The following is a 23,141-nucleotide window of genomic DNA, read 5'->3' on the forward strand; positions in this document are numbered from 1 at the left end:
ATGCACGACGACCACGATCCCGGCTTCAATGCCGCCCGCCGACGCTTCGGCCTGCAATCGATCACGCTGGGAGGCAGTGCGCTGCTGGCTGGCAACGCACTGGCCGCCAGCCCGGCGCCGGCTACCGCGCCCAACCAGACCGCCGGCCCGGTGCAGCAGGGCGGCCTCAGCCCCCGGCTGACCATGCACGCGCTCGACACCTGGCACGGCACGCCGGCCGCCGGCATGCGCGTGGACATGTACCGCGTTGACAACGGACAGCCACGCTTGCTGCAGACGATGACGCTCGCCGCCAACGGCCGCAGCGAGCCGCCGCTGCTGCTCGGCGAGGCCTACCGCACCGGCACCTACGAGCTGGTCATGCACGTGGACGAGTACTTCGCCGCCCGCAAGGCCAACCTGCCGCAGCCGCTGTTCCTGTCGAAGATCCCGCTGCGCCTGCGCGTGACGGACGCCAGCCAGCGCATCCACCTGCCCGTGACGTTCGGGCCGTGGAGCTACAACTACTACCGCGGCAGCTGATGCCTGCGTTGCATTGAAAGGAGACAGACCATGGCAGGCATCAGCACCCACGTGCTCGACGTATCGCTCGGCAAGCCGATTGCCGGCATGCAGATCGAACTGTTCGACGTCGGCACGCAACCGCCGAAGCTGATTGCAAAGGCGCGGACCAACCACGACGGGCGCACCGACACGCCCATGCTGCCCGCCGCCCAGGCCCGCACCGGCGACTTCGAGCTGCGTTTCTGGGTGGCGGACTACTTCAAGACGCCGGACACGTTCGCCGACATCGTGCCCGTGCGCTTTACCATCGCGGACGCCGCGCAGCACTACCACGTGCCGCTGCTGTGCTCGCCGTGGAGTTTCGGCACATACCGGGGCAGCTGAAGCGCAATCTACTGCTTGCTGGTCAGCACCGCGCTGCCGGTGGTCGGCGGCGCGGTGCCCTCGACCACCAGCAGCGTGGCGGCGGCGGGCTGCTTCCCGGACAAGGCGGGCACCGCCTCGCGCAACGGCCCGATGGCCGTGCCATTGGCGGCGCCGGCAGCATTGGTCCTGAAGCTGGCAACGGGTGTGCGCTGGCCAGAGACGTAGACGTTGTAAATCGTCTGCGGCTTGAGCTGGAAGAGGAATACTTCGAGCGCATCGACCAGGCCGAGGTTGCGTGCCACGACGAAGCCGCGCCCGGCGCCGTTGGTAGCCTTGAGCGGAATGTTGATGGGATCGCTGTTGGCGCGCGGCGCGAGATTTGCCTTGCCATCGCCCGCCGGCACCGCGTTCGAGACATAGACCAGGGCCTGCGGCGCCTGTCCCACCGGGATGCGGGCGATGACGCGCTGGCTGGCGGTGTCGATCACGTCGACGCCGTCGCCGTTTTCCAGGCCGACATACATCCGGGTGCCGTCATCGGACGGCCAGATGCCATGCGGCAGCGCGCCCACGGGGATGGTCGCGACGAGGCGCGGCTCGGCGTCGGTGGTGTAGACCTTGACCGCATTCTCGCCGCCGACCGTCACGTAGGCGAGCGTGCCGCGCGCGGTCCTGGCGAAGCCGATATGGTTGGTGATAAAGCCGGTCTCGAACACGCCCCTGACGCTGAGGTTCTTCGTGTCGATGCGGGTGACCTTGCCCACGTCCTTGTGCGTCATCCACACTTCGCTGAAGTCCGGGGTGAACTGCAGGAAGGGCGAAAACGGGCTGGCGACCGGAATGCGCTTGACGATCTGGTGCGTGGCGACGTCGATCACATCGACCTCGGGCGTAAAGCTGGACACGACAAAGGCGAGCTTGCCATCGGGATGGAACAGCACCATGCCCGGGCCTGGCGCGGTGGGGATGCGGCGCACCTCCTTGTAGCTGGCCGGGTCGATCACCGAGATATAGTCCTCGCCGCGCACGACTACCCACGCTTCCTTGCCATCGGCGGTAAAGAAGCCCTCGTGCGGCGAGCGCCCGATATAGGCAACGCCCTTGACCTGGTTGGTGGCGGTATCGATGAACGTTGCCGAGTTCGAGCCATTGGAGACGACCAGCAGCGTCTTGTGATCCGGCGAGAAGCCCAGGCCATGCACGTTGATCTCGCCCTTGTAGAGCGGCGAAAGGATATCGGGCCGCGCGTTGCCGAGGCGGATCTGGCCGAGCAGCGTATTGGTGGCGGGGTCGATGACCGACACGGTGTTGCTGTTCTGGTCCGCAGTGTAGACGCGGTCGCCGGCGGCCGGTGCCGCGACGGCAAGCGACGACGCCGTGCCCAGGACCAGCACAAGCTGCAATGTCTTCTTCATATGGGTTTCCTTTAGCGAGAGTCGGCTGGTGCCGGGTTGAGACCCGGCGCGGGCTTCGGATGGCGGGCGAGCCAGGCTTGCATCAGGCGGATCTCGTTTTGCTGATCGGTGATGATGCCCTGCGCCAGGTTGCGCAGTTCGGGATCCCTGGTGTCGAGCAGCAATGCCTTGGCCATGTCGATGGCGCCCTGGTGATGCGGGATCATCATCGCGACGAAGTCATGGTCCGGCTCGCCGTTCATGGCGGCGGCGCGCATGCCTGCATCCATGACGGCCATGGCGTCGTCCATGCGTTGCGCAAAGGGCTTCGCGGTGCTGGCGACAAAGGGTTCGGTGTGCCGCGCCGCTGCTGCACGGCCATGATCATGCGCCACCGCGGGCACACCGCCTGCCAGGCAGGCCGATCCGGCCGTCGCTGCAAGGGCGGCGAGCATGAAAGCGGGCAGGGGAAGCTTCATGTGGCGTTCTCCAGGTTGTCGTTGCGCGGGCTACGCTGCAGTAAACACACCTGGGGCCGGCTTTATTCCACGCTGCCGGATTTTTTTTCGCACCGTCGTCGAGACACCGCCTCAGCCAACGTCAGTCCGCTTTCACCGTGGCCTCGAAGTAGTCGGCGAATTCGTCGCGCACCACCTCTTCGATCCGCGCAATCTCTTGATCGGACAACTCCGTGAACTTCGCGCGCTTGCGGTTCGACAGCTCGCCGTGGTTCTGGACCACCAGATCGATCAGGTTGGTGAGGCGCGGCTGGCGCAGGTCCAGCCATCCCTCGATCCGCGCCACGCTGGCGTCGAACGCCTTCAGGTAGCGGATCTCCAGCGCGAGGTCTTCCTCCACGCACTGCTGGATGCATGCGAAGACAAACTCGCAAAGGGCGGTGGCATCGAACGACGCATACAGCCAGCAGGGCTGCGGCGACTTGATGAGGATGGTGTCGCTGTCCGAGTCCAGGACATAGTTCAGCAGCCCCGTGCGGGGCGCCGAGTAGTCCTTGAGCAAGCCGGCGTAGACCTGCAAATTCTTCAGCATGCTCGCCGAAACCGGCAATACGACACCCTCCGGCGTCACCCCGGCCTGGCGCAACAGATGGTGGATCAGGAAGCGGTGGAGCCGCCCGTTGCCGTCATAGAACGGGTGGACATAGACAAAGCCGAACGAAACGCATGCCGCGATGATCAGCGGATGCGCCGCCTTCGTCCTGATCAGGTCCGCAACCTGTGCCAGGCCTTCCATCATCGGCTCGACCTGCTGCGGGGGCGGGGGAATGTAGTCGGCAATGTTGCGCAGCCGTCCGCCGCGCGAGAGCCAGTTCTGGCGATCCCGATAGGCGTACTCCGCGCGGATCGATGAAATGATTTCGTTCTGCCATTCGCAGAACTGCGCCTCGTCGAGTCGCACCGGGGCGCCGGCAAACTCCAGCAGGCGCCTGAACCTGGCGACACGCTGGTTGTCGGGCAGCTCTTTCTCGATCGAATACGTCGATCGGGTTTCAGCGAGATAGAGATAGTCCACCGCGCGGGCGAGCACTTCCGGTTCGAGCCGGTTGATCGCGGCGGCGATCTTCCCTGGCAGGTCGGCGCCGATCAATGCCTCAAGGCGCTCGGTGCGGCGCACCAGGGGGCAGAATGCCGCCGGGCCGAGGTGGTTGTTCAGGATCCCGAACTGTGCATCGAGCTGGCTTGTGCCGGTGACGTAGTCCGCTTCGTCAAGCGTGGAAACCCGCGCGGTTCCGGGCGGCAGCTTGTAGTCGAATTGAGCGCCGGCAAGCCACTTCGCGTAGAAGCCGCCAAGCCGTGCATAGCGCGACCCGGGCGAGGACGCCAGCCACTGGCCGACCTCGTCAACCGCTGCCTGGTGCTCGAACAGGGCGGCGAGCACGGTCAGGTTCAGTGGTTCCTTGCGCAACGCAAAGGTGAGGTGGTCGACGGTCGTGTCGCCACCGCGGTAGCGGTTCCTGGGATAGACCGTCCTCACGCTGCCGTCCGCACCGGTATGCGTGCTCAGCACCCCCGTCTTGTCTGAAAGCTCCGAGGTGGAATGCAGGGGCGGTACGCGAAGCCTGAACTTCGCGATCAGGGCGCTGTAGCCGAGTGGAACATGAGCCATAGGCGGACTACGGTGTGAAGTAATGGGTGCATGACGGCTTACCAGAGTTTATATTGTAGTTACCAGTTCGTCTATTTGGGCGGCTCTGTATTACTAGATTACCTATGTTGCCTGGGCGATGAGATTTGCGAATTTGCCTATACGGCTTACCGTTGCAGCTATCCTTCACGGAGGTGATTACCAGTTTGCATGTAGTCGAACTCCATTTTGTGCTCTTGGAAGCATGTTGACACCCGGGGAAAAGATTGCCATGGGCATCCACATCCGCGACGAGCAGGCCGCTGACGTCGACGCCATCGCACGACTGACGGAAGCCGCGTTCCGCAGCGAACCGCACTCAAGCCATACCGAGCAATTCATCGTCAATGCACTGCGCCGCGATGGGCATCTGTCCATGTCACTCGTGGCGGCGGAAGGCGACGCCATCGTCGGCCATGTCGCTGTCTCGCCGGTGACGATTTCGTCCGGCGCAACGGGATGGTATGGCCTGGGGCCGATCTCCGTGTTGCCCGAGCGGCAAGGGCAAGGTATCGGCACGAAACTGATGAAGGCGGCCCTGGCTGAACTGCGGCGCCTCGATGGCGCCGGCTGCGTGGTGCTCGGCAACCCGGAGTACTACGGCCGTTTTGGATTCAAGGCACATGCCGGCCTGGTGCTGCCCGGTGTTCCCCAGGAATACTTCCAGGCTGTAGCCTTCGGCAGCGAAATGCCGGTTGGCGACGTGCGCTACCACCAGGCGTTCGACGCCACGGAGTAACGGACATAACCGGCACCCAGTGGACGGTTACCCCCTTGGTGGCATGGAAGCCGATCCATGCGGCTGGCAGGGGCAGGTAATCCGGGGTCAGCGGCGAATGCCGCTGCGTCCCGGTAAAATGATGGTCTGTTGTGACAGGTAGTGATGGACAGTGCACAGATGAGGTCTGTGGGCTGCGTTGTTCGTAGGGGAGTAAAGTGGTTTTCCTGGATTTGTTCCGAACCAAGAAAAAGGCAATCGCGCCGCGGCCCAGAGCGCTGCGCATTCCGTCCGCGCCGACAGCGCTTGTTCCTGTGCGCGCTTACGACCGGGTTTTCGCGCAAGTCATGGAAACGGTCGAGGGCATTTCCGCGGAAGAGAAATCCCAGCTGCGGGACCTGGTGACGGAGACGGGTAGCGATGGGCTGAATCTTGGCGGCTACTTCGAGAAAGGTTATGAGGTCTTCTTCAAGGGCCGCCAGTGGAAGTGGGGCGAGTATGAAGAATGGCGCGACACATTCGAGCGGCTGGGATCCTTCCCCTCCAACTGGATCGACGTCGATCAAATCGCCAGGCCCGGCACGCGAAGCACTTATGACCAGCTGCTGGAGCTAAGGATATTGGAGCTCAGGGAATTCCTGATCGCCGAGGGAATTTCCTTCGACGCTGACGCTCCCAAGGCTCAACTCGCGTCCCTGGCGGAACACGCACCGGGTTTGAGCGCGTCGTCCCTGTGGGCGCGCCTGCAGCAGAACGAGGAAGAGGCGCGGCAGAAGGCAGAAGCGCGTCGGCCAAAGGCGCTCTATGACTTGTTGATGCGGACCATCGCCTATCGGGCCAAGAGTGTTCGCGACCTCGAGCGAGCGCACTCCAACGGAATCCAGCGGCACGAAGTCATGCTCGTCCTGGAAGCGGACCGCAAGTTCATCGATCTCGCGCGCAAGAAAAATCCCCAGGCCGTGCCGCCATACTATCCCAACGACTTCACGCAGCTCAGGCCTATCGTCGACTTCAGCAAACAGTAGCCTGCGGGTGCGGCTTGAGATGTGATTCAAGAGCTGCATTATCTGCCTCGGCACGACTTTGGCAAAATGCCTATAATCGAATGGCAAATTGCCAAGGTACACCTATGCAGAAGATAGAGTTCAAGCCCTCGGGTAGCGCGGCGCCGCGGAACCGCTATCTTGACAGCCTGAGTGACGTTCTCAGCGCAGACATTCGCTCGGGTGCCGATCTTGTCGCGCTCGCCGTGGAGCGGTTGCCCGCCGACACCATGGAGCGCTTGCTGCATGCAGGCCTGGTGTGGGACGAGATCAGCTTCATTATCCCGCGTCGCACGCTCAGCCACAGGCGTGAGCGGGGCGAGTCGCTCACTGTGGATGAATCGGACAAGGCCATTCGGCTGGCACGGATTCTCGCGCAAGCGATCTCCACCTTCGGCGAAGCCGATCGGGCGCTGACCTGGCTGAGAGCGGGCCAGCAACGCTTTGCCGGCAAGTCGCCGCTTGAACTGGCGGGCACGGAACAGGGCGCGCGCCTCGTCGAGGAAGAACTGCTTCAGATCGACGAAGGGTATTTCGCCTGATGTACCTGTGGCGGATCAGCAATTACGCCGACCTGAAGGGGTTGGGCGGACTTCGGGCGGGCGGCCGGTGGCACTTTCCAGGCCAGCCCGTCGTCTATCTCGCCGAGCATCCCGCGCTGGCATTCCTGGAGATCCTCGTGCATCACGAGGTGGCGAAGATCGAGGACCTGCCGAAGCAATACCAGCTGCTCCAGGTAGACGTCCCCGAGTCGGTGGCAGTGGCCGAAATTGCGGCATTGCCCGCAGACTGGAAAACCGACAGCCAGTGGTCCAGAAGCGCCGGCACGGAATGGCTTGCCGCCCGCACCAGCTTGCTGCTGAAGGTGCCGAGCGTGCTTGTGCCATACGCCTCCAACTACGTCCTCAATCCGGAGCATCCCGATGCGACCGCCGTCCGGATCATCCTGGCCACGCGCGTCGACCACGATCCCAGGATTCTGTCGCTGCTGACGGAGCCGAAAGCGCAGGCCTAGAAGCCACGGCACAAGCAACGCGCTCGTCGGTTTGCGTAAATTTATCCCCGCTGTCCGCTGGATCCGCGGGGAGCGCCAGGCAGGGACTCAGAACCGGTGGCGGATGCCCATCACCGCACCCAGCTGATTCTGGCCGGGCTGGACGTTAATGACCGCGGTCGACCCGCTGCCGCTGTTGTAGCCGTTGACGCCCAGGTACGACTGGTCCTTGTTCAGGGCGTAGGCCACGGACGCGTACAGGTCGGTGCGCTTGCTGAACGTATAGTCGCCCGTGACAACGAACTGCCACGGATCCGACCCGGTGTGGCGGAAGTCCTGGTAATAGGCCGCACCCATCAGCGAGAAAGCGGGGGTCAACTTGTAGTTCAGGCCAAGCCAGTAGAGGTTCGCACCGGCATTGGCAGCTTGCGCACCTGGCAGCATGGCGCCGTCGAAAGCCTTGGCCAGGCGATACCCGGCAAAGATCTTGGCCTGGCCAGCCGTGTAGGTGCCGGCGATCGCATAGCGCCGCAGCGAGGGCGCCTGGTTGGCCGGCGTGCCGACGTGCACATCGTCATAGCCCACGCCCACCGCAACGGGACCGGTGGCGTAGCTCAGGTAGGCGCCGTAATCGCGTCCGAAGACGTTGCTGCCCGCCACCTCATTGCCATTGTTCTGGAACGAATAAAAGGCTGCGCCGGACAGCGCGCCAAAGGTGCCTGCATATTTCACGGTGTTGTCCGCGCGCGCGCCAAACTCCGGCGCGATCCCCAGGATGCCGTAGCGGTCGGACGTCGCGGCGGGATCATAGAAGGCGTTGAAGTCGCGCAGGGCAGTCTGTTGCCGACCGAACAGAAGTGCGCCATATTTGCTTTCCACCCCGACGTACGCATTACGCCCGAACAGGCGCCCGCCCTGGGCCGAGTTGCCGGTATCCAGGTCGAAACCGCTTTCCAGCAGGAAGACTGCCTTCAGGCCCGTGCCCAGGTCCTCGGTGCCGCGCAGGCCCCAGCGTGAGCCGGACTGGTTGCCGGAGCTCAGCCTGAACAGGTTGTCGCCCTCGGGACCGACGTTGTTGTTGTATTCGACGCCGATATCGGCAATGCCAAACAGGGCCACGCTGGATTGGGCGTGGGCAACGCCGGCGGCTACGGATGCGGCAAGCAGGACGATTGTCTTCTTCATGGCTCCTCCGGTCTTCTGGTTTTCATTCTTGTCGCCCCGCCCGCCCCGAGGGAAGACGGAACGAAGCAGGCCAGCTAAGGCAAGCATAGGCCATGCCCTCGCATCCGGGCACGTTGCGAGACTTGGCGGTCGAAGAGGGGGATGTGTGCCGCCGAACTGGCCGCCGCCACGATTCGGCGAGAGGACATTTCTATTTGGCTCAAGTACGACAATTCTATTTGGCCGTGACACCGTTCCTGCGCATAATAAGGATTATGTTAAATCCTTGGCATTCTTCCCGTGTTCAACTGGCGCTGACTTCGTTCGAAAGCGGCTTGCCGCTCTCGAACTCCGTTACGCTGCGCAAGGTTGTTTCGCAAATGGTCATCACGGCTTCGCGCGTGAGGAACGCCTGGTGCCCGGTGACGATCACGTTAGGGAACGTGATCAGCTGCTGCAGCACGGAGTCGTCGACGATGGTGCCGGACAGGTCGCGGAAGAACAGCCCCGCTTCCTGCTCGTACGCGTCGATCGCCAGTCCGCCGAGTTGCCCGCTCCTGAGCGCCTCGATGACTGCTACCGTGTCGACCAGCCCGCCGCGACTGGTGTTGATCAGCAAGGCGCCTGGTTTGGCGCGAGACAGCGTTTCGGCGTTGATGATGTGATGAGTCTCGGGCGTGAGCGGGCAATGCAGCGAGATGCAGTCCGCGCTTGCGCCGATCTCTCCCTCGTTCGCGTAGCGGCCCCCAAGGGCCTCAAATTCCGGGGATGGGTACTTGTCGTAGCCGATCACGTTGCAACCGAACCCGACCATGATCTTCGCAAACACACGGCCGATCTTGCCGGTGCCGATCACGGCCACGGTCTTGCCGCACAGGTCGAAGCCCATCAGGCCTTCGAGCGAGAAATTGAAATCCCGCGTGCGGTTGTAGGCCCGGTGGATCTTGCGACTGACCGCCATTAGCAGGGCCACCGCGTGCTCGGCGACCGAGTTGGGCGAGTAGTCAACAACGCGCACTACCTTGATCCCCAGCGCCTGCGCCGCTTTCAGGTCGACGTTGTTGAACCCGGTGCAGCGCAGCGCGACCAGCTTGGTGCCCCCGCGCCCGAGCGCTTCCAGCACAGTCGCATCGGCCCGGTCGTTGACGAAGATGCACACCGCGCCGTGGCCGGGCGGCGAGACCCACTGTTTCACTGTCCAGGGGGGTCTCGAAGTATCTGAACTGATGGCCTTCCGCCGCATTCGCGGCATCGAGATGTTGACGATCGTAGGACTTTGCGCTGAAGACGGCGATTTCCATAATGTGTCTCCGCGGTGAAGCGCATGGCGCGCTTCGCCCAGGTTGCGCTGCACTATCCGCTGGCCAGTGTGGCGGCGAACTGTACGAACAGGATTTTCACGATGGTCATCGACGGGAAGATCATCGAGTTTCGTGTCGGGGGCGACAAGCAGAGTCAATGCGCTGGAGCAAACACCGTGCCTCAAACTCTCGTCAATCGAACAAGCTGGCGGCCCCCTCCGGCGCATTGGCCTGCTCGCCGGCACCCCGCCACTGCCGGATCTGTTCGGGCTGGATGCCCTTCATGCGGCAGTACTCGGACAGCCCAGCCGTTGCCTGGCACAGGTCTACCCTGCTCTCGCGCCTCATTTGCGCCAGTTGCGCAAGGACACTGTCGGGACACCGAATCCGTAGAAACCCTGAACGGCCGATTTCTTCTTTCCAATGAAACTATATAGGACTATAGTTTTTCTAACGAAGACGTTTCCCATGCTGAACGAGGCTCCAATGAAGACGATACCTACCCAGACGCGACGCTGTGCAACGCCCTCCCGTGGCGCATGCGCTGCCCGGTTGCCGGAGGCCGCATGAGCGCCGCCGTGTATCCGCAACAGCTCGGGATGCTGATCGACGGTGCATGGCATTTCGCCGGCAGCCGCCAGACCCAGCCGGTCGTGAATCCCGCGACGGAAGAGATACTGGCCCAGTTGCCGCTGGCGACCGACGCGGACCTGGATGCTGCGCTTGCCGCGGCACAGCGGGCCTTTGGCGCCTGGAGCATGGTGTCGCCCTGGGAACGCGCCAGGATCATGCTCAAGGCTGCAGACCTGATCGCCGCACGCAAGCCGGACATCGCCCGCATGCTGACGCTGGAGAACGGCAAGCCATTGACCGATGCTCTGGGCGAACTGGACCGCGTCATCGAAACCATCGTGTGGTGCGCGGAGGAAGGCAAGCGCGTCTATGGCCGCGTGATGGCGCCGCGCAGCCCCGGTGTGAGCGAACGCACCATCAAGCGCCCGGCCGGCCCGGTGGCGGCCTTCGCGCCGTGGAATTTCCCGGCCTTCCTGGTCACGCGCAAGCTGGCGGCGGCGCTGGCGGCCGGCTGCCCGGTGGTGGTGAAGCCCGCCGAGGAAACGCCCGCGGCCTGCATCGAAGTGGTTCGCGCCTTTCAGGATGCCGGCGTGCCGGCAGGCGTGATCGGGCTGGTCTTCGGCGTTCCGGCCCACGTGTCGCGGCGATTGATCGAATCACCGGTGATCCGCAAGGTTTCCTTCACGGGCTCCGTGCCGGTGGGCAAGCTGCTCTGCGGGATGGCAGGCGAGCAACTGAAGGCGGTGACCATGGAGCTGGGCGGCCATTCGCCGGTGCTGGTGTTCGACGATGTCGACGTCCAGCGCGTGGTGAAAGCCTGCGTCAGCTTCAAGTTCCGCAATGCCGGACAGGTCTGCCTGTCACCCAACCGCTTTTTCGTGCACGAGCGCATTTATGACCAGTTTGTCGCTGAGTTTGTGCGCGCCGCACAGGAGATCCGGGTCGGAGACGGCCTGGATCCCTCCACGCAAATGGGGCCGCTCAACAATGCGCGCCGCCTGGCCGCGGCGGAAGCCTTCGTTGCCGATGCGCACAGCCGCGACGCACGCGTGCTGACCGGCGGCCACCGCATAGGCAAGCGCGGCTACTTCTACGCGCCGACGGTACTGGCGCAGTTGGAACCCCAGGCTTCCATCCTGCATGAGGAGCCCTTCTGCCCGGTGGTGCCGGTGATGCCTTTTGCCACCCTGGACGAGGCCGTTGCGCAAGCCAACAACGTCGATTTCGGCCTTGCCGCCTACGCGTTCACAGGCTCGATCCGCACCGCCTCCCACCTGACCGAGGCCTTCGAGGCAGGCTGGATCGGCATCAACGGCTTCACCCCCTCGCTGGCCGACGCGCCGATCGGCGGCCTCAAGCAGAGCGGGGTCGGTTACGAAGGCGGCCCCGAAGGACTGGACGCCTACCTGCACACCAAGTACGTCAGCCAGGCTTGCCCACTGTAAGCGCGGCCTGCTCCCCACATCGACATCCCAGAAAGGAGACAAAGAATGAACCAGTCCACGCAAGAACACGTCCTCAAGCACATGCCCTTTGGTGGCTACTACAAGCGCGACGTGCCGGGACCGGATGCCGAACTCACGCACACCGGGCCGGGCACGACCATGGGCGAATACATGCGCCGCTTCTGGCAGCCCGTATGCCTGTCCGAGCAGCTGACCGACCTGCCCAAGGCCATCCGCATCCTGGGCGAAGACCTGGTCGCGTTCCGCGACAAGCGCGGGCGCGTCGGCGTGCTGCACCGCCACTGCAGCCACCGCGGCGCATCGCTTGAGTACGGCATCATCACGGAAGACGGCATCCGCTGCTGCTATCACGGATGGCACTACGGGCTCGACGGCACCTTGCTGGAAACCCCTTGCGAACCCGCCGAAAGCCGCCTGAAGGAGACCGTGTGCCAGGGCGCGTATCCGGCCTTCGAGCGCGACGGCCTGGTCTTCGCCTACATGGGCGTGCCCGACGCCAGGCCTGAGTTTCCGGTCTTCGACGCCTATACGCTGCCCAAAGGCACGCGGCTGGTGCCATTCTCGAACGTCTATCCGTGCAACTGGCTGCAGGTGTTCGAGAACATCATGGACCATATGCACACCGCGGTGCTGCATAACCATATGACAGTCGAAGGCGTCGATGCCGAGACCTCCGCCGGCGTCTCGCTGGAAGGGTTCGGCGACATGCCGGTGATGCAGTGGGAGGCCACGCGCGGCGGCAACGGCATGATCTTCATTGCCGCGCGCCGCCTGCCAGAAGACAAGATCTGGGTACGCATCACCGAGATGCTGTTCCCGAACTGCCTGCAGATCGGCTCGCTGGTCCCGACTGCCGCACGCGAGCGCCACTCCACCACGGCCATGACGCGTTGGCAGGTGCCCGTCGATGACACCAACATGATCATTTTTGGCTGGCGCCACTTCAATGATGAGGTCGACCCCGACCACCTCGGCAACGAAGCGGACTGCGGTGTCGACAAGATCGACTTCCTGGTCGGGCAGACCGGCAACCGCACCTATGAAGAAGGCCAGCGCGCGCCGGGCGACTGGGAAGCGCTGGTGAGCCAGCGCCCGATCGCCGTCCATGCGGTGGAGAACCCGGGACGCTCCGACATCGGCGTCTACATGTGCCGCAAGCTGCTGCGCGAAGGCGCACGCGGCCAGTTGCAGGCGGATACGACGCGCTCCGCAGCCATCGCTGCGGGCGACACGCTGGCCATGTACGCGCAGGATTCCGTGCTGTGCATTCCCAAGGCCGCCGACGACCGCGCGCTGATGGCCAAGGTCGGCAAACAGGTCCTGGCGATCCTGAAGGAAGCCGATGCCCTGCCCGGCCGCGAGCGCGACGCGCATGTGCGCCGGCGCCTGGACGACATCGACGGCGGGCTGGAGGGCGGTGCCACCGCCCTGCTGACCGGCACCGATGCATGAGCGGCGACAGGCGCCGCGGCAACCGGGAACCATCATGCTAGAACTCCGCATCCGATCCATCACCAACGAGGCCGTCGGCATCAATGCCTACGAACTCGTTGATCCGGCCGGCGCCGAGCTGCCGGCCTTCACGGCCGGCGCCCATATCGACGTGCATATCCCGGGCGGATTCGTCCGCCAGTATTCACTGAGCAATGATCCGGCGGAGCGCAAGCGCTACGTCGTCGGCGTGCTCAATGTCGGCGATGGGCGTGGCGGGTCAAAGGCGTTGCATGCTTCGTTGCGCGCGGGTGACCTGGTCCGGGTCTCTGCGCCGCGCAACCACTTCCCGCTGGAGCCCAGCGCCAGGCGCCACCTGCTGCTGGCCGGCGGCATCGGCATCACGCCGATGATGGCGATGGTCGCGCACCTGCGCGCGGCTGGCGCGGAGTTCAGGCTGCACTACTGCACCCGCACGCCTGAGCGCACCGCGTTCCGCGAGCAGCTGGCGCCGCTGGTGCAAGCCGGCAAGGCCGTCCACCACTATGACCATGGCGATCCCGCGCAAGGCCTGTCGCTGGCTGACCTGCTGCGCCATCCGGAGGTCGGCACGCACTTGTACTACTGCGGCCCGCCGGGCTGGATGGCGGCCGTGGCCAAGGCAACGGCGCACTGGCCGCAGGGCACCGTGCATTGCGAGTATTTCGCGGCGCCGCCGGCGGCCTGGCCGCGTGCCGGGAACCCCGTCAGCGACGGCGCCTTCGAGGTGCGCATCGCCAGCACTGGCCAGACGCTGGCGGTGCCTGCCGACAAGTCCATTGCACAGGCCTTGCGCGAGGCGGGCATCCCCTGCGAAACCTCTTGCGAGGCCGGTGTCTGCGGCACCTGCCGCACGCGCTATCTGGAAGGCACGCCCGAGCACTGCGACTTCATTCTCAGCGACGAAGAGCGTAGCCAATACCTGACAGTATGCTGCTCGCGCTCGAGTTCCGAGCTGCTGGTGCTGGACCTCTAGCCGGCTGCAGGCACGGCAGACCATCAAGACAAAAGGAGACAGGCATGACTGAGCGCACGTACGACTACGTCATCGTAGGCGCGGGATCCGCCGGCTGCGCGCTGGCGGGCCGGCTGAGCGAAGACGGACGATATTCCGTGCTGCTTCTGGAAGCGGGCCCCGCCGACAAGAACATATGGATCCATATCCCGATCGGCTACGGCAAGACCATGTTCGACGCCAGGTACAACTGGCAATTCTATACCGAAGCCCAGCCCCACCTGAACCAGCGCAAGGTCTACTGGCCGCGGGGGCGCACGCTGGGCGGGTCGAGTTCGATCAACGGCCTGGTCTATGTGCGCGGGCAAGCCGAGGACTATGACCACTGGGCGTCGCTGGGCAATGCCGGCTGGGCGTGGAAGGACGTGCTGCCGTACTTCATCAGGTCGGAGACCAACCACAGCCTTGGCGGCCCCTACCATGGCAAGAGCGGCCCGCTGCAGGTGTCGCCGATCCGCGAAAGGCACGAGCTGGTCGAGGCCTTCATCGGCGCCGCGGGTGAACTTGGCATTCCGCGCACCGACGATTTCAACGGTGCCAGCCAGGAAGGTGCCGGCTACTACCAGCTCACTTCCCGCAATGGCTGGCGCTGCTCCAGCGCCAAGGCTTATCTGAAGCCCGCGCGCAGTCGGCCCAACCTAGTGGTGGAAACCGATGCCCATACTTCCCGTGTGCTGTTCGAAGGCACCGCGGCCGTCGGCGTCAACTTCCGTCAGCACGGGCGCGAATGCACTGCGCGTGCAACGCGGGAAGTCATCCTCTGTGCCGGCGCGATCCAGTCGCCGCAGTTGCTGCAGCTCTCCGGCGTCGGGCCTGCAGCGCTGCTGCGCAGTCATGGCATTCCGGTGGTGGCCGACTCTGCCGGTGTCGGCGAGAACCTGCAGGACCACCTGCAAGTCCGCCTGATGTTCAAGTGCGCCAGGCCGATCACCACCAACGACGACTTGCAGAGCCTGTGGCGCCGGATGAAGATCGGCCTGAAATGGATGCTGTTCCGCAAGGGGCCGCTGGCCATCGGAATCCAGTTGGGCGGCCTGTTCGCGCGCGCGCTCAAGGACGCCGGCACACCGGACATCCAGTTTCATTTTGGCACCATCAGCGCAGACAGCACCGCCGGCAAGCCGCATGCGTTTTCGGGATTCACAATGTCGATGTGCCAGCTGCGGCCGACCAGCCGGGGCTCGCTTCGCATCACCTCGCGCGATCCCTCCGTGCCGCCGGCAATGAACCCGAACTACCTGGCCACCGGGCACGATCAGTCCGTCATGATCGCCGGCGTAAAGGTGGCGCGCGCGCTGGCACGCACCCGCAGCCTGTCGCCGTACATCCTTGGCGAGCACCTTCCCGGCACGGGCGTACAAACCGACGAGGAAATCCTGGAGTTCATCCGCGCCTATGGCTCCAGCATCTTCCATCCCGTAGGCACTTGCCGCATGGGCAGCGAAGCCGGCGCGGTGCTCGATGAGCGCCTGCGCGTGCGCGGCGTGCGCCGTCTGCGCGTGGCCGACGCCTCCATCATGCCCAGGCTGGTGTCAGGCAATACCAATGCGCCGGCGATCATGATCGGGGAGAAGGCGGCCGACATGATCCTGGAGGATGCTGGTCCGGGCCGGGGAGATTTGTTGCCCGCGCTGCTGACCGGGTCAGGCGCGCAAGGCGAGCGCGCCGTAGCGCCGGTCCCGGCGGTGCATGCCTGAAGCCAGCGCTGGAAGACAACCTGGAGGAGAGAAGCGTTAGGATATATTTAGCGGCTTGACGGTACCGGGTACCGGGTTCCGCCCTGGCCATGCCAGCGCCGGTCCGGAGCCGACGGCATCCCCGCCAGGACGGGGCCGATGCCGCGACGAACATAACGCTTTCTGAGGCAACAATCATGGCAGAACCCACCGACCACGCGGGGATTTTCGAGCAGTTGCGGCGCCCAAGCAAAGGCGGCCAGCCGAAGTACGTGCGGCTGACTGACGCACTGGTGGAAGCCATCACCTCCGGCTATTGGAAGCCTGGCGACAAGCTGCCGACTGAAGAGGAACTGGCGGAGCTGACCCCGTTCAGCCTCGGCACCGTGCAGCGTGCGCTACGCAACCTGTCCGAACAGGGCATCGTGGTGCGGCAGCACGGGCTGGGAAGCTTCGTTGCCGAAACCGACCTGCGCCTGGAAGACCCCTGGCACTGCCGCTTCCTCGACGACGACGGCGAAAGCTACCTGCCGATCTATTCGAAAGCGCTCAAGCGCGAGGCGGTCAAGGGCAACGGCCCGTGGTCGACCCACTTCCCGCAAGGCTTCGACAAGGTGTTCCGGATCGACCGCGTGATCAACGTCAACAATGAGTTCAACGTGTTCACGCAGTTCTATACCGACCGCCGCCTGCTGCCAGCCTTGTGGGAAACGCCGCTGGCCAAGCTGAATGGGGTGAACTTCAAGCGCCTGATCGCACGCGAATCGAATGTGCCGATCACCCGCGTCGGACATTTTGTGCGCGCCACGCAGTTCGACGACAGGATCGTGTCCGTGCTTCAGGTGCAACCGCCTGCCTTCGGGATCTTCATGCAGGCGGTCGCGCAGATGGGGCGCGAAGCGTGCGTGTATTACCAGGAGTTTTTCATCCCGCCCACCAACCGGACACTAGCCATTCCGGATGAGGCAGTGGCCGGACGCAGGTGATGCACTGCGCGGGTAGGACAGCGCTGCCCTACCCGCGCGCGCAAAAAAAATTTTTTCGCCGATAAAACTATATAGCTCCATAGTATAACGAGGTAAGAGATGACTAGAACTCCCAAGAACCTGCTGATCATCATGTCCGACGAGCACAACCCCAAGATGCTGGGTTGCGCGGGACATCCCATCGTCGAAACGCCAAACCTGGACCGGCTCGCGGCTCGCGGAACCCGCTTCAGGTCGGCCTACTGCACCAGCCCGGTCTGCATCCCGGCGCGCGCTTCCTTCGCCGTCGGCAAGTACATCCACCAGATGGGCTATGCCGACAATGCCGATGCCTACGACGGCGTGGTCCCGAGCTGGCACCACAAGTTGCGCGAGCGCGGCCACCGTGTGGTGTCGATCGGCAAGCTGCATTTCCGCGAGGAAGGCGAGGACCACGGCTTTTCCGACGAAGTCATCCCCATGCACATCATCGAAGGCAAAGGCGACCTGATGGGGCTGGTACGCAGCGACTTGCCGGTACGCAAGGGCGCCTACAAGATGGCCAACCTGGCCGGCCCGGGCGAAAGCCAGTACACCTTCTACGACCGCGAGATCACCGCGCGCGCCCAGGTCTGGCTGCGCGAAGCGGCTGCAAGGCACGACGACAAGCCGTGGGTGCTCTTTGTCTCCTTCGTCGCCCCGCACTTCCCCCTCACGGCGCCGCCGGAGCATTTCTACAAGTACTACGACCGCGACCTGCCGCTGCCCAAGCTCTACGCGCGCCATGAGCGCCCCGACCACCCCTACCTGGTCGACTATCGCAGCAGCTTCAACTACGACGACTACTTCGACGCAGCCAAGCTGAAGAAGGCGCTCGCCGGCTACTACGGCCTGTGCTCGTTCCTGGACGAGAACATCGGCAAGGTGCTGCAGGCGCTCAGCGACGCCGGACTGGCTGACGATACCCGCGTCCTCTACACCAGCGACCACGGCGACAACCTGGGCACGCGCGGCATGTGGGGCAAGTCCACCATGTTCGAGGAAGCGGCCGGCGTGCCGCTGATCATGGCCGGCCCGGATATCCCGGCCGGCAAGGTGATTGACACCCCCGCCAGCCACGTCGATGCCTACCCATTCATCCTGGAAGCGGTTGGCGTGGACGAGCCCGCGCTGCGCGACGGCTTTCCCGGCGTGTCGCTGAATGATCTGGCCGGCGGCGAGAAGCCCTCGCGCAACGTGCTGGTCGAATACCACGGCATGGGCTCGGCTACCGGCGCCTTCATGATCCGCCACAAGCAGTACAAGTACATCTACTACGTGGATTACCCGCCGCAGCTGTTTGACCTGGCCGCCGATCCGGAGGAAATCCGCGACCTCGCGCCGGAGCCCACCTCTGCGGCGGTGCTCAATGAGTGCCACCAGCGCCTGCTTGCCATCTGCGACCCCGTCGCCGTGGACAACAAGGTGCGGCAGCGCCAGGCCGAACTGCTCGAGGCCAACGGCGGCCGCGATCTCGTGATTCAGCGCGGTGACCTTGGCTTCAGCCCGCCCCCCGGCGCCGCCATCGTCTTCGACTGACGCTGGCCCGGCACGCCGCCCGCCTTGCGCCGAGCCACTAAGATTTGAACAACAGCCGAAGAAGCAGGCGGCGAGCGGGCGGCCCGAGCCAAGCCACTACATAGAAGAGCCGAAAGGCCCCCACCGATACCGGAGGAAGACATGCCGCAACGCCACGCATGGGTGCACCACCCTGCGCCCCAGGAACACCCAGCCGTGCCCCCAGATCCAGGAAACGTCAGACGTCTGTAGCAGAACGCTTGAAGTCACATCTGATTCCTTCCTGGGAGTGAACTATGTCACGCATTCAAAACGCCAACCTACGCGGCTGGGTTATCACCATCATGCTCGCGCTGTTCATGGTGATCAATTTCATGGACAAGGCGATTCTTGGCATCGTGGCCAAGCCGCTGATGGCGGAGCTGCATATCTCGCCGTCCGAGTTCGGCATGATCGCCAGCAGCTTCTTCCTGCTGTTCTCGATCTCGGCCATCGGCTTCGGCTTTGTCGCCAACCGAGTCTCGTCGAAGGTGCTGCTGCTAGTGTGCGCGGGCATCTGGGGCATCTCTCAGTTCCCGCTTGCGTTCACCGCCTCGGTGCCGCTGCTGTACTTCTCGCGCATCCTGCTGGGCGCCGGCGAAGGGCCGGCCTATCCGCTGGCGCTGCATGCCTGCTACAAGTGGTTCCGCAACGACCGGCGCAACCTGCCGTCCGCGATCATCTTCCAGGGCGTCACCGTCGGCCTGCTTATTTCCGGCCCGCTGCTGACCTACGTGCTGGTGCGCTGGAGCTGGCATGCCGCCTTCATGACGCTGGGCATCGCCAGTTTGGTGTGGATGGTGCTGTGGATGCTCCTCGGCGCGGAGGGCCACGTCGGCAGCGAAGACAAAGTCGTGGGCGCGCAGCAGGCGTCGGTGCACGTCTCGTATGGCACGCTGCTGACCGACCGGACCTTTCTGGCCAACATGTTGCTGTACTGGACCACGTACTGGATTTTCTCGGTCATGTTCACGTGGGTGCCGTCCTACCTTGGCACGGTGATGCATTACGACGCCACCGCCACGGGCTGGATGTTCATGCTGTTCACGGCATTCAACATCCCGATCGTGCTGGGGGGCTCGTGGCTGTCTGAGCGCATGCTCAAGCGCGGCGTGGCCTCGGTGCGGGCTCGCGCTTGGCTCACCTGTGCCTTCGCGCTGGCCGGCGGCGTGCTGATCTGCGTGTCGGTCTACGGCGTACAGCAACCCCTGCTCAAGGTGATCCTGCTGGCGGTGGGCTGCAACCTTCCGCAGATCACGTTCGTGCTCAGTTCCACCATCGTGGCGGAGATCGTTCCAGACAGCCAGCGCTCCGGCATGATGTCGATCAACAGCGCCCTGGCCACCACCGGCGGACTGGTTGCGCCGGCGCTGATGGGCAAGCTGATCCAGGGCGCGTCGACGCCTGGCATCGGCTACGACAACGGCTTTGTGCTGGCGGGCGTGCTGTCGGTCATAGCAAGCGTGATCGGCTTTTGCGTCATCAATCCCGAGGCCAGCAAGCGCCGCTTCGCCGCACGCAGCGTGCGGCGCGGACCCGTTGGGGCCGACCCGCGAGCCGTGCTCGCAGACTGATCCTCCTCCAATCCTGTCGCGTTCCGAATCCTGCTCGTGCGGCTTCGCCGCCGGGTAGCGGGAACCGGCACGCCCACCCTTCCTGCAAAAGGCAAACGAACATGCTATCCATCCTCAGGATCGTAGCGGCATTGGCCGCGCTCGTACTTTCGGCCAGTGCCGCAGCGGCCCAGTCCGTCCGGCTGGTAGTCGGCTATCCGGCCGGCGGTGGCGTCGATGCCGTGGCAAGGCTTATCGCCAAAAAGCTGAGCGAGTCGCCCGATCGTTCCTTCCTGGTCGACAACCGCAGCGGCGCCAGCGGCCTCATCGGCGCCGGCCATATCGCCAAGAGCGCGCCAGACGGCAAGCAGTTCCTGGTGGCGTCGCCTGCCGAGATCGTCGTCAGCCAGGCCGCGGGCCAGAAGCTGCCTTACTCTCCGAGCCGCGACCTGGTTCCGGTGATCCTGATCGGCGAGACGCCGCTTGCCGTCGTGGCCCATCCCTCGCTCGGCGTCAGCCAGCTCAGGCAACTCCTCGCCGCAAACGGAACCGCCAAGACGGAAATCGCATATGGCACGCCCGGCAGCGGCAGCTCCATGCATTTTGCGGGCGCCATGCTCGGCATGGCCGGCAAGCTGCCGCTGGTGCACGTGCCGTACAAGGGCGCCGCGCCGGCGCTGAACGACCTGCTGGGCGGACAGGTTCAGCTTGGGGTCATGGGCCTGCCGCCCGTGCTGCAGTTCCACCGCAACGGCAAGCTCAAGATTCTGGCGGTCACAACCCGGCAGCGCTCGCCGGCGCTGCCTGATGTGCCAACGGTCGGCGAACTGATTGGCAGCAGCGACTATCGCTTCTCGAACTGGATGGGCGTGTTCGCGCCGGCCAATACGCCAGCGGCCGAGGTCGCGCGGCTGAACCAGCGCATCAACCAGGCCTTGCAGGACAAGGAAGTGCGCCAGCAACTGGCGCTCAGCGGCGTGGAGCCGGTCGGCGGCACGCCTGAGCGCTTTGCGGCTTTCCTGAAGGAGGAGGAAAAGCGCTACACCGCGATCGCCGGCATGGCGGGAATACGCTATGGGGAATAGTTCCGTTGCCGGATCGCAGAGGAGAACATCACCTTGTACGACCGTTCCGGTCGTACAAAGTGATGCCCATCGCCCTTCCCTCCCGCAGTCTAAATGAGGCGACGGCAATCAAAGGGATACCGGACACGGCTCCCCATCAGATGGAACGCCGCTCAGACAGGCCGGTCGCCGATGATGGTCGCGCGCATCATGCGGCGCACAGCCGGAAAGTAGTCCTGGATCGCGTAATGCTGGGTCGAGCGGTTGTCCCAGAAGGCGATGGTGTTGGGGCGCCAGCGCAAGCGCATCTGGTACTCCAGAATGCCGGGCTGGCGGAAAAGGTAGTCGAGCAGGTCCTGCTTTTCGGACTGCGATTCGAACGCGCCACGCAGCGTATTGCACGCCTTGAAATTGGCGAAGTGCGTGACAAACCCTGAATTCACGTAGAGGATCTTCTCGCCGCTCTCGGGGTGCGTGCGCACTACCGGATGGGCGACGGGCGGAAACTGGCGCTGCTGCGCGGGCGTCATCCTGTCGCCGAACGCCGGCCCGATGTCATGCACGGCCAGCAGGCCCTCGATCTGCTGCTTGCGATGGTCCGGCAGGCGTTCGTAGGCCAGCGCCATATTGACCCACACCGTATCGCCGCCAATCTCCGGACACTGCACGCAGCGCAGCATCGACGCCATCGACGGCAGTTCCCGCCACGACACGTCGCTGTGATAGCCATTCTCCATGGCGGGCTTGCGCTCGTCGCCGCCGAGCAGCACGAGTTCGGGAAACTGCTCGTGATGCGGGAACGCGGGATGGATTTCCAGTTCGCCGAAGCGGCGCGCCAGGGCTACATGCTGCGCCGGCGTGATGTCCTGGTCGCGGAACACGAGGACCTTGTGTTCGACCAGCGCGCGGCGCAGCGCGGCAATGGTGTCGTCGTCCAGTGGCGCCGCCAGGTCGATACTGCCAACCTCCGCACCCAGCGCAGGCGAGATGCGGCTCACCGTGAACGAGGCACGCAAGGCGGCAGGCCGCACCACCGCGGGGGCCGACACCGTGGGGAACGCCGGGCTGGCTGTACGCATGAGTTGTCTCCGGTTCTTGATGGTGATGACATTCTTGACGTGCGCTTCGGTTCGGAGCAATGGGCTCGCCGGGTGGGAGCGGGAAAACCATGACGAACTTAAGATCGGCGTTCGGCCGATGATCGGCCTGGTCTCCAGGAACTCCGCGAAGCCTTCCGGACGGCAGGCTTTCGATAGGCTCCGAAATCTCGTATAGTTTCCCCAATTTTCGAGCCACTCCCTCACTTGTCCGTATGCCCACGCTGATCCCGTCAGCCGGCCGCGCCATGGCGGTCTTCGAAGTCTTCGCGCGCGAGAAGCGCGAACTGTCCAACTCGGACCTGGCCCGGCTGCTGCAATTGCCAGAAACCAGCACCTCCGACCTGCTCCATACCCTGCATTCGCTGGGCTACCTCACGCGCACCGCGCGCACCCGCCGCTTCTACCCCACCGGCCGCCTGCTGGAGATCATGAGGCAGATCGCCGAGCACGATCCGCTTGGTGTCGTGGCGCGCGAAGCTGTCGAGCGGCTCGCGGCGCTGACCAACGAGAGCGCCTACTTCAGCGTGCTGGAGGGGCAGCACGTCCGGGTGGTGGCCGTGCAGCCCAGCCGCGAACCGCTGCGCTACATCGTCGAAGTGGGCTCGCGTGCCGCGCTCCACGCCTCCGCGACCGGGAAAGCATTGCTCGGCCTGCTGCCCCCGGACGAGGCCCGGGCGATGCTGGCAAAGTCCGGCATGCGCCGGCTGACCGAGCGCACGGTGGTCGATGCCGACAAGCTCATGGCGGACATTGCGAAGATGCGGCAGCGGGGCTGGTACGACGCACGCGAGGAAGGCAGCGAAGGCGTCTACGGGCTCGCCGCGACCGGGTGGCTGGCCGGTACGCCGGCAAGCGTGGCGCTGGCCGGCCCCGTCGAACGGGTCAGGAAGAACCGCGATGCCTACGTGAGCGCATTGCTGGAAGTGCGCGACAGCATCCTGGACAAGGAGTAGAGGAATAGAAGAAGAGGCGGCGTCGGGGCAGGCACCGGTAGTGGCGGGCTGCTGCAAACAGCACCCCGCCCTGGCTGCGGA

The 23,141-nt window shown here is 64.5% G+C and carries 20 protein-coding genes and 1 pseudogene; 15 read left to right on the forward strand and 6 right to left on the reverse strand.

Annotated features, from left to right (window positions below):
• Positions 1-522: a hydroxyisourate hydrolase gene (locus JTE92_RS05705; protein WP_063241414.1), complete on the forward strand. Its 522-nt coding sequence runs from the start codon at positions 1-3 to the stop codon at positions 520-522.
• A gap of 30 nt (positions 523-552) precedes the next feature.
• On the forward strand, positions 553-888 hold the full coding sequence (uraH, locus tag JTE92_RS05710) for a hydroxyisourate hydrolase (RefSeq protein ID WP_063241415.1): 336 nt from the start codon (positions 553-555) through the stop codon (positions 886-888).
• Between the two features lie 8 nt (positions 889-896).
• On the opposite strand, the gene JTE92_RS05715 is transcribed toward uraH, so the two are convergent.
• The 3 genes from JTE92_RS05715 to JTE92_RS05725 all read right to left on the reverse strand — a co-directional run bounded on the left by JTE92_RS05715 (position 897) and on the right by JTE92_RS05725 (position 4,391).
• The gene (locus JTE92_RS05715) at positions 897-2,285 is read right to left on the reverse strand and encodes a YVTN family beta-propeller repeat protein (RefSeq protein ID WP_063241416.1); all 1,389 of its coding nucleotides are present in this window, start codon (positions 2,283-2,285) and stop codon (positions 897-899) included.
• An 11-nt stretch (positions 2,286-2,296) separates the two neighbouring features.
• Positions 2,297-2,743, reverse strand: a complete 447-nt coding sequence (locus tag JTE92_RS05720) for a DUF305 domain-containing protein (RefSeq protein WP_063241417.1) — start codon at positions 2,741-2,743, stop codon at positions 2,297-2,299.
• A gap of 121 nt (positions 2,744-2,864) precedes the next feature.
• A complete protein-coding gene (locus JTE92_RS05725) occupies positions 2,865-4,391 on the reverse strand; it encodes a Fic family protein (RefSeq protein WP_063241418.1) in 1,527 nt (508 codons plus the stop codon).
• A gap of 250 nt (positions 4,392-4,641) precedes the next feature.
• Between JTE92_RS05725 and JTE92_RS05730 the strand changes: the two genes are divergently transcribed.
• The 4 genes from JTE92_RS05730 (at position 4,642) to JTE92_RS05745 (ending at position 7,185) form a co-directional block, all read left to right on the forward strand.
• A complete protein-coding gene (locus tag JTE92_RS05730) occupies positions 4,642-5,148 on the forward strand; it encodes a GNAT family N-acetyltransferase (RefSeq protein ID WP_063241419.1) in 507 nt (168 codons plus the stop codon).
• 197 nt (positions 5,149-5,345) lie between these two features.
• Positions 5,346-6,152 (forward strand): hypothetical protein, encoded by an 807-nt coding sequence (locus JTE92_RS05735; protein WP_116386939.1) that lies wholly within the window; start codon positions 5,346-5,348, stop codon positions 6,150-6,152.
• 104 nt (positions 6,153-6,256) lie between these two features.
• On the forward strand, positions 6,257-6,712 hold the full coding sequence (locus JTE92_RS05740; protein ID WP_063241421.1) for an Xre family toxin-antitoxin system antitoxin: 456 nt from the start codon (positions 6,257-6,259) through the stop codon (positions 6,710-6,712).
• Positions 6,709-7,185: an RES family NAD+ phosphorylase gene (locus tag JTE92_RS05745; protein ID WP_116386938.1), complete on the forward strand. Its 477-nt coding sequence runs from the start codon at positions 6,709-6,711 to the stop codon at positions 7,183-7,185. The genes JTE92_RS05740 and JTE92_RS05745 overlap by 4 nt, the downstream gene beginning before the upstream one ends.
• Before the next feature lie 87 nt (positions 7,186-7,272).
• Here JTE92_RS05745 and JTE92_RS05750 read toward each other — a convergent pair whose 3' ends face one another.
• Together JTE92_RS05750 and JTE92_RS05755 are read right to left on the reverse strand one after the other, a co-directional pair.
• Positions 7,273-8,349: a porin gene (locus tag JTE92_RS05750; RefSeq protein ID WP_063241423.1), complete on the reverse strand. Its 1,077-nt coding sequence runs from the start codon at positions 8,347-8,349 to the stop codon at positions 7,273-7,275.
• A 283-nt stretch (positions 8,350-8,632) separates the two neighbouring features.
• Positions 8,633-9,629: pseudogene (locus tag JTE92_RS05755) on the reverse strand (2-hydroxyacid dehydrogenase).
• A 566-nt stretch (positions 9,630-10,195) separates the two neighbouring features.
• Between JTE92_RS05755 and JTE92_RS05760 the strand changes: the two are divergent.
• The 8 genes from JTE92_RS05760 to JTE92_RS05795 all read left to right on the forward strand — a co-directional run bounded on the left by JTE92_RS05760 (position 10,196) and on the right by JTE92_RS05795 (position 21,028).
• Entirely contained in the window at positions 10,196-11,647 is a 1,452-nt protein-coding gene (locus JTE92_RS05760) for an NAD-dependent succinate-semialdehyde dehydrogenase (protein ID WP_063241424.1), read from the forward strand.
• Positions 11,648-11,692: 45 nt separating this feature from the next.
• Complete coding sequence (locus JTE92_RS05765) at positions 11,693-13,120, forward strand: Rieske 2Fe-2S domain-containing protein (protein ID WP_063241425.1); 1,428 nt, start codon at positions 11,693-11,695, stop codon at positions 13,118-13,120.
• A 34-nt stretch (positions 13,121-13,154) separates the two neighbouring features.
• Positions 13,155-14,114 (forward strand): PDR/VanB family oxidoreductase, encoded by a 960-nt coding sequence (locus JTE92_RS05770; RefSeq protein WP_063241426.1) that lies wholly within the window; start codon positions 13,155-13,157, stop codon positions 14,112-14,114.
• Positions 14,115-14,158: 44 nt separating this feature from the next.
• Entirely contained in the window at positions 14,159-15,850 is a 1,692-nt protein-coding gene (locus JTE92_RS05775; protein ID WP_063241427.1) for a GMC family oxidoreductase, read from the forward strand.
• 176 nt (positions 15,851-16,026) lie between these two features.
• A complete protein-coding gene (locus JTE92_RS05780; protein WP_063241428.1) occupies positions 16,027-16,815 on the forward strand; it encodes a GntR family transcriptional regulator in 789 nt (262 codons plus the stop codon).
• A gap of 99 nt (positions 16,816-16,914) precedes the next feature.
• Positions 16,915-18,372: a sulfatase family protein gene (locus JTE92_RS05785; RefSeq protein WP_063241429.1), complete on the forward strand. Its 1,458-nt coding sequence runs from the start codon at positions 16,915-16,917 to the stop codon at positions 18,370-18,372.
• Positions 18,373-18,647: 275 nt separating this feature from the next.
• Positions 18,648-19,964, forward strand: coding sequence for an MFS transporter (locus JTE92_RS05790; protein ID WP_232353447.1), 1,317 nt, complete (start codon positions 18,648-18,650; stop codon positions 19,962-19,964).
• 101 nt (positions 19,965-20,065) lie between these two features.
• Entirely contained in the window at positions 20,066-21,028 is a 963-nt protein-coding gene (locus JTE92_RS05795; RefSeq protein WP_063241430.1) for a Bug family tripartite tricarboxylate transporter substrate binding protein, read from the forward strand.
• 152 nt (positions 21,029-21,180) lie between these two features.
• Here JTE92_RS05795 and JTE92_RS05800 read toward each other — a convergent pair whose 3' ends face one another.
• A complete protein-coding gene (locus JTE92_RS05800; RefSeq protein WP_116386937.1) occupies positions 21,181-22,086 on the reverse strand; it encodes a TauD/TfdA dioxygenase family protein in 906 nt (301 codons plus the stop codon).
• A gap of 233 nt (positions 22,087-22,319) precedes the next feature.
• Between JTE92_RS05800 and JTE92_RS05805 the strand changes: the two genes are divergently transcribed.
• Positions 22,320-23,060 carry an IclR family transcriptional regulator gene (locus tag JTE92_RS05805; protein WP_063241431.1) on the forward strand — a complete coding sequence of 247 codons (741 nt, stop codon included), beginning with the start codon at positions 22,320-22,322 and terminating at the stop codon, positions 23,058-23,060.
• The last annotated feature ends 81 nt before the right edge of the window (positions 23,061-23,141 follow it).

It is taken from the genome of Cupriavidus oxalaticus (genome assembly GCF_016894385.1).
Classification (GTDB): domain Bacteria; phylum Pseudomonadota; class Gammaproteobacteria; order Burkholderiales; family Burkholderiaceae; genus Cupriavidus; species Cupriavidus oxalaticus.

What these genes read in the sequence shown, in the direction of transcription:
- JTE92_RS05740 (WP_063241421.1), top strand. Translation starts at nt 6,257, where the DNA reads ATGCAGAAGATAGAGTTCAAGCCCTCGGGTAGCGCGGCGCCGCGGAAC.
- JTE92_RS05715 (WP_063241416.1), bottom strand. Translation starts at nt 2,285, where the DNA reads ATGAAGAAGACATTGCAGCTTGTGCTGGTCCTGGGCACGGCGTCGTCG.
- JTE92_RS05805 (WP_063241431.1), top strand. Translation starts at nt 22,320, where the DNA reads ATGCCCACGCTGATCCCGTCAGCCGGCCGCGCCATGGCGGTCTTCGAA.
- JTE92_RS05775 (WP_063241427.1), top strand. Translation starts at nt 14,159, where the DNA reads ATGACTGAGCGCACGTACGACTACGTCATCGTAGGCGCGGGATCCGCC.
- JTE92_RS05800 (WP_116386937.1), bottom strand. Translation starts at nt 22,086, where the DNA reads ATGCGTACAGCCAGCCCGGCGTTCCCCACGGTGTCGGCCCCCGCGGTG.
- JTE92_RS05765 (WP_063241425.1), top strand. Translation starts at nt 11,693, where the DNA reads ATGAACCAGTCCACGCAAGAACACGTCCTCAAGCACATGCCCTTTGGT.
- JTE92_RS05725 (WP_063241418.1), bottom strand. Translation starts at nt 4,391, where the DNA reads ATGGCTCATGTTCCACTCGGCTACAGCGCCCTGATCGCGAAGTTCAGG.
- JTE92_RS05785 (WP_063241429.1), top strand. Translation starts at nt 16,915, where the DNA reads ATGACTAGAACTCCCAAGAACCTGCTGATCATCATGTCCGACGAGCAC.
- JTE92_RS05705 (WP_063241414.1), top strand. Translation starts at nt 1, where the DNA reads ATGCACGACGACCACGATCCCGGCTTCAATGCCGCCCGCCGACGCTTC.
- JTE92_RS05780 (WP_063241428.1), top strand. Translation starts at nt 16,027, where the DNA reads ATGGCAGAACCCACCGACCACGCGGGGATTTTCGAGCAGTTGCGGCGC.
- JTE92_RS05770 (WP_063241426.1), top strand. Translation starts at nt 13,155, where the DNA reads ATGCTAGAACTCCGCATCCGATCCATCACCAACGAGGCCGTCGGCATC.
- JTE92_RS05720 (WP_063241417.1), bottom strand. Translation starts at nt 2,743, where the DNA reads ATGAAGCTTCCCCTGCCCGCTTTCATGCTCGCCGCCCTTGCAGCGACG.
- JTE92_RS05795 (WP_063241430.1), top strand. Translation starts at nt 20,066, where the DNA reads ATGCTATCCATCCTCAGGATCGTAGCGGCATTGGCCGCGCTCGTACTT.
- JTE92_RS05760 (WP_063241424.1), top strand. Translation starts at nt 10,196, where the DNA reads ATGAGCGCCGCCGTGTATCCGCAACAGCTCGGGATGCTGATCGACGGT.
- JTE92_RS05790 (WP_232353447.1), top strand. Translation starts at nt 18,648, where the DNA reads ATGTCACGCATTCAAAACGCCAACCTACGCGGCTGGGTTATCACCATC.
- JTE92_RS05750 (WP_063241423.1), bottom strand. Translation starts at nt 8,349, where the DNA reads ATGAAGAAGACAATCGTCCTGCTTGCCGCATCCGTAGCCGCCGGCGTT.
- uraH (WP_063241415.1), top strand. Translation starts at nt 553, where the DNA reads ATGGCAGGCATCAGCACCCACGTGCTCGACGTATCGCTCGGCAAGCCG.
- JTE92_RS05730 (WP_063241419.1), top strand. Translation starts at nt 4,642, where the DNA reads ATGGGCATCCACATCCGCGACGAGCAGGCCGCTGACGTCGACGCCATC.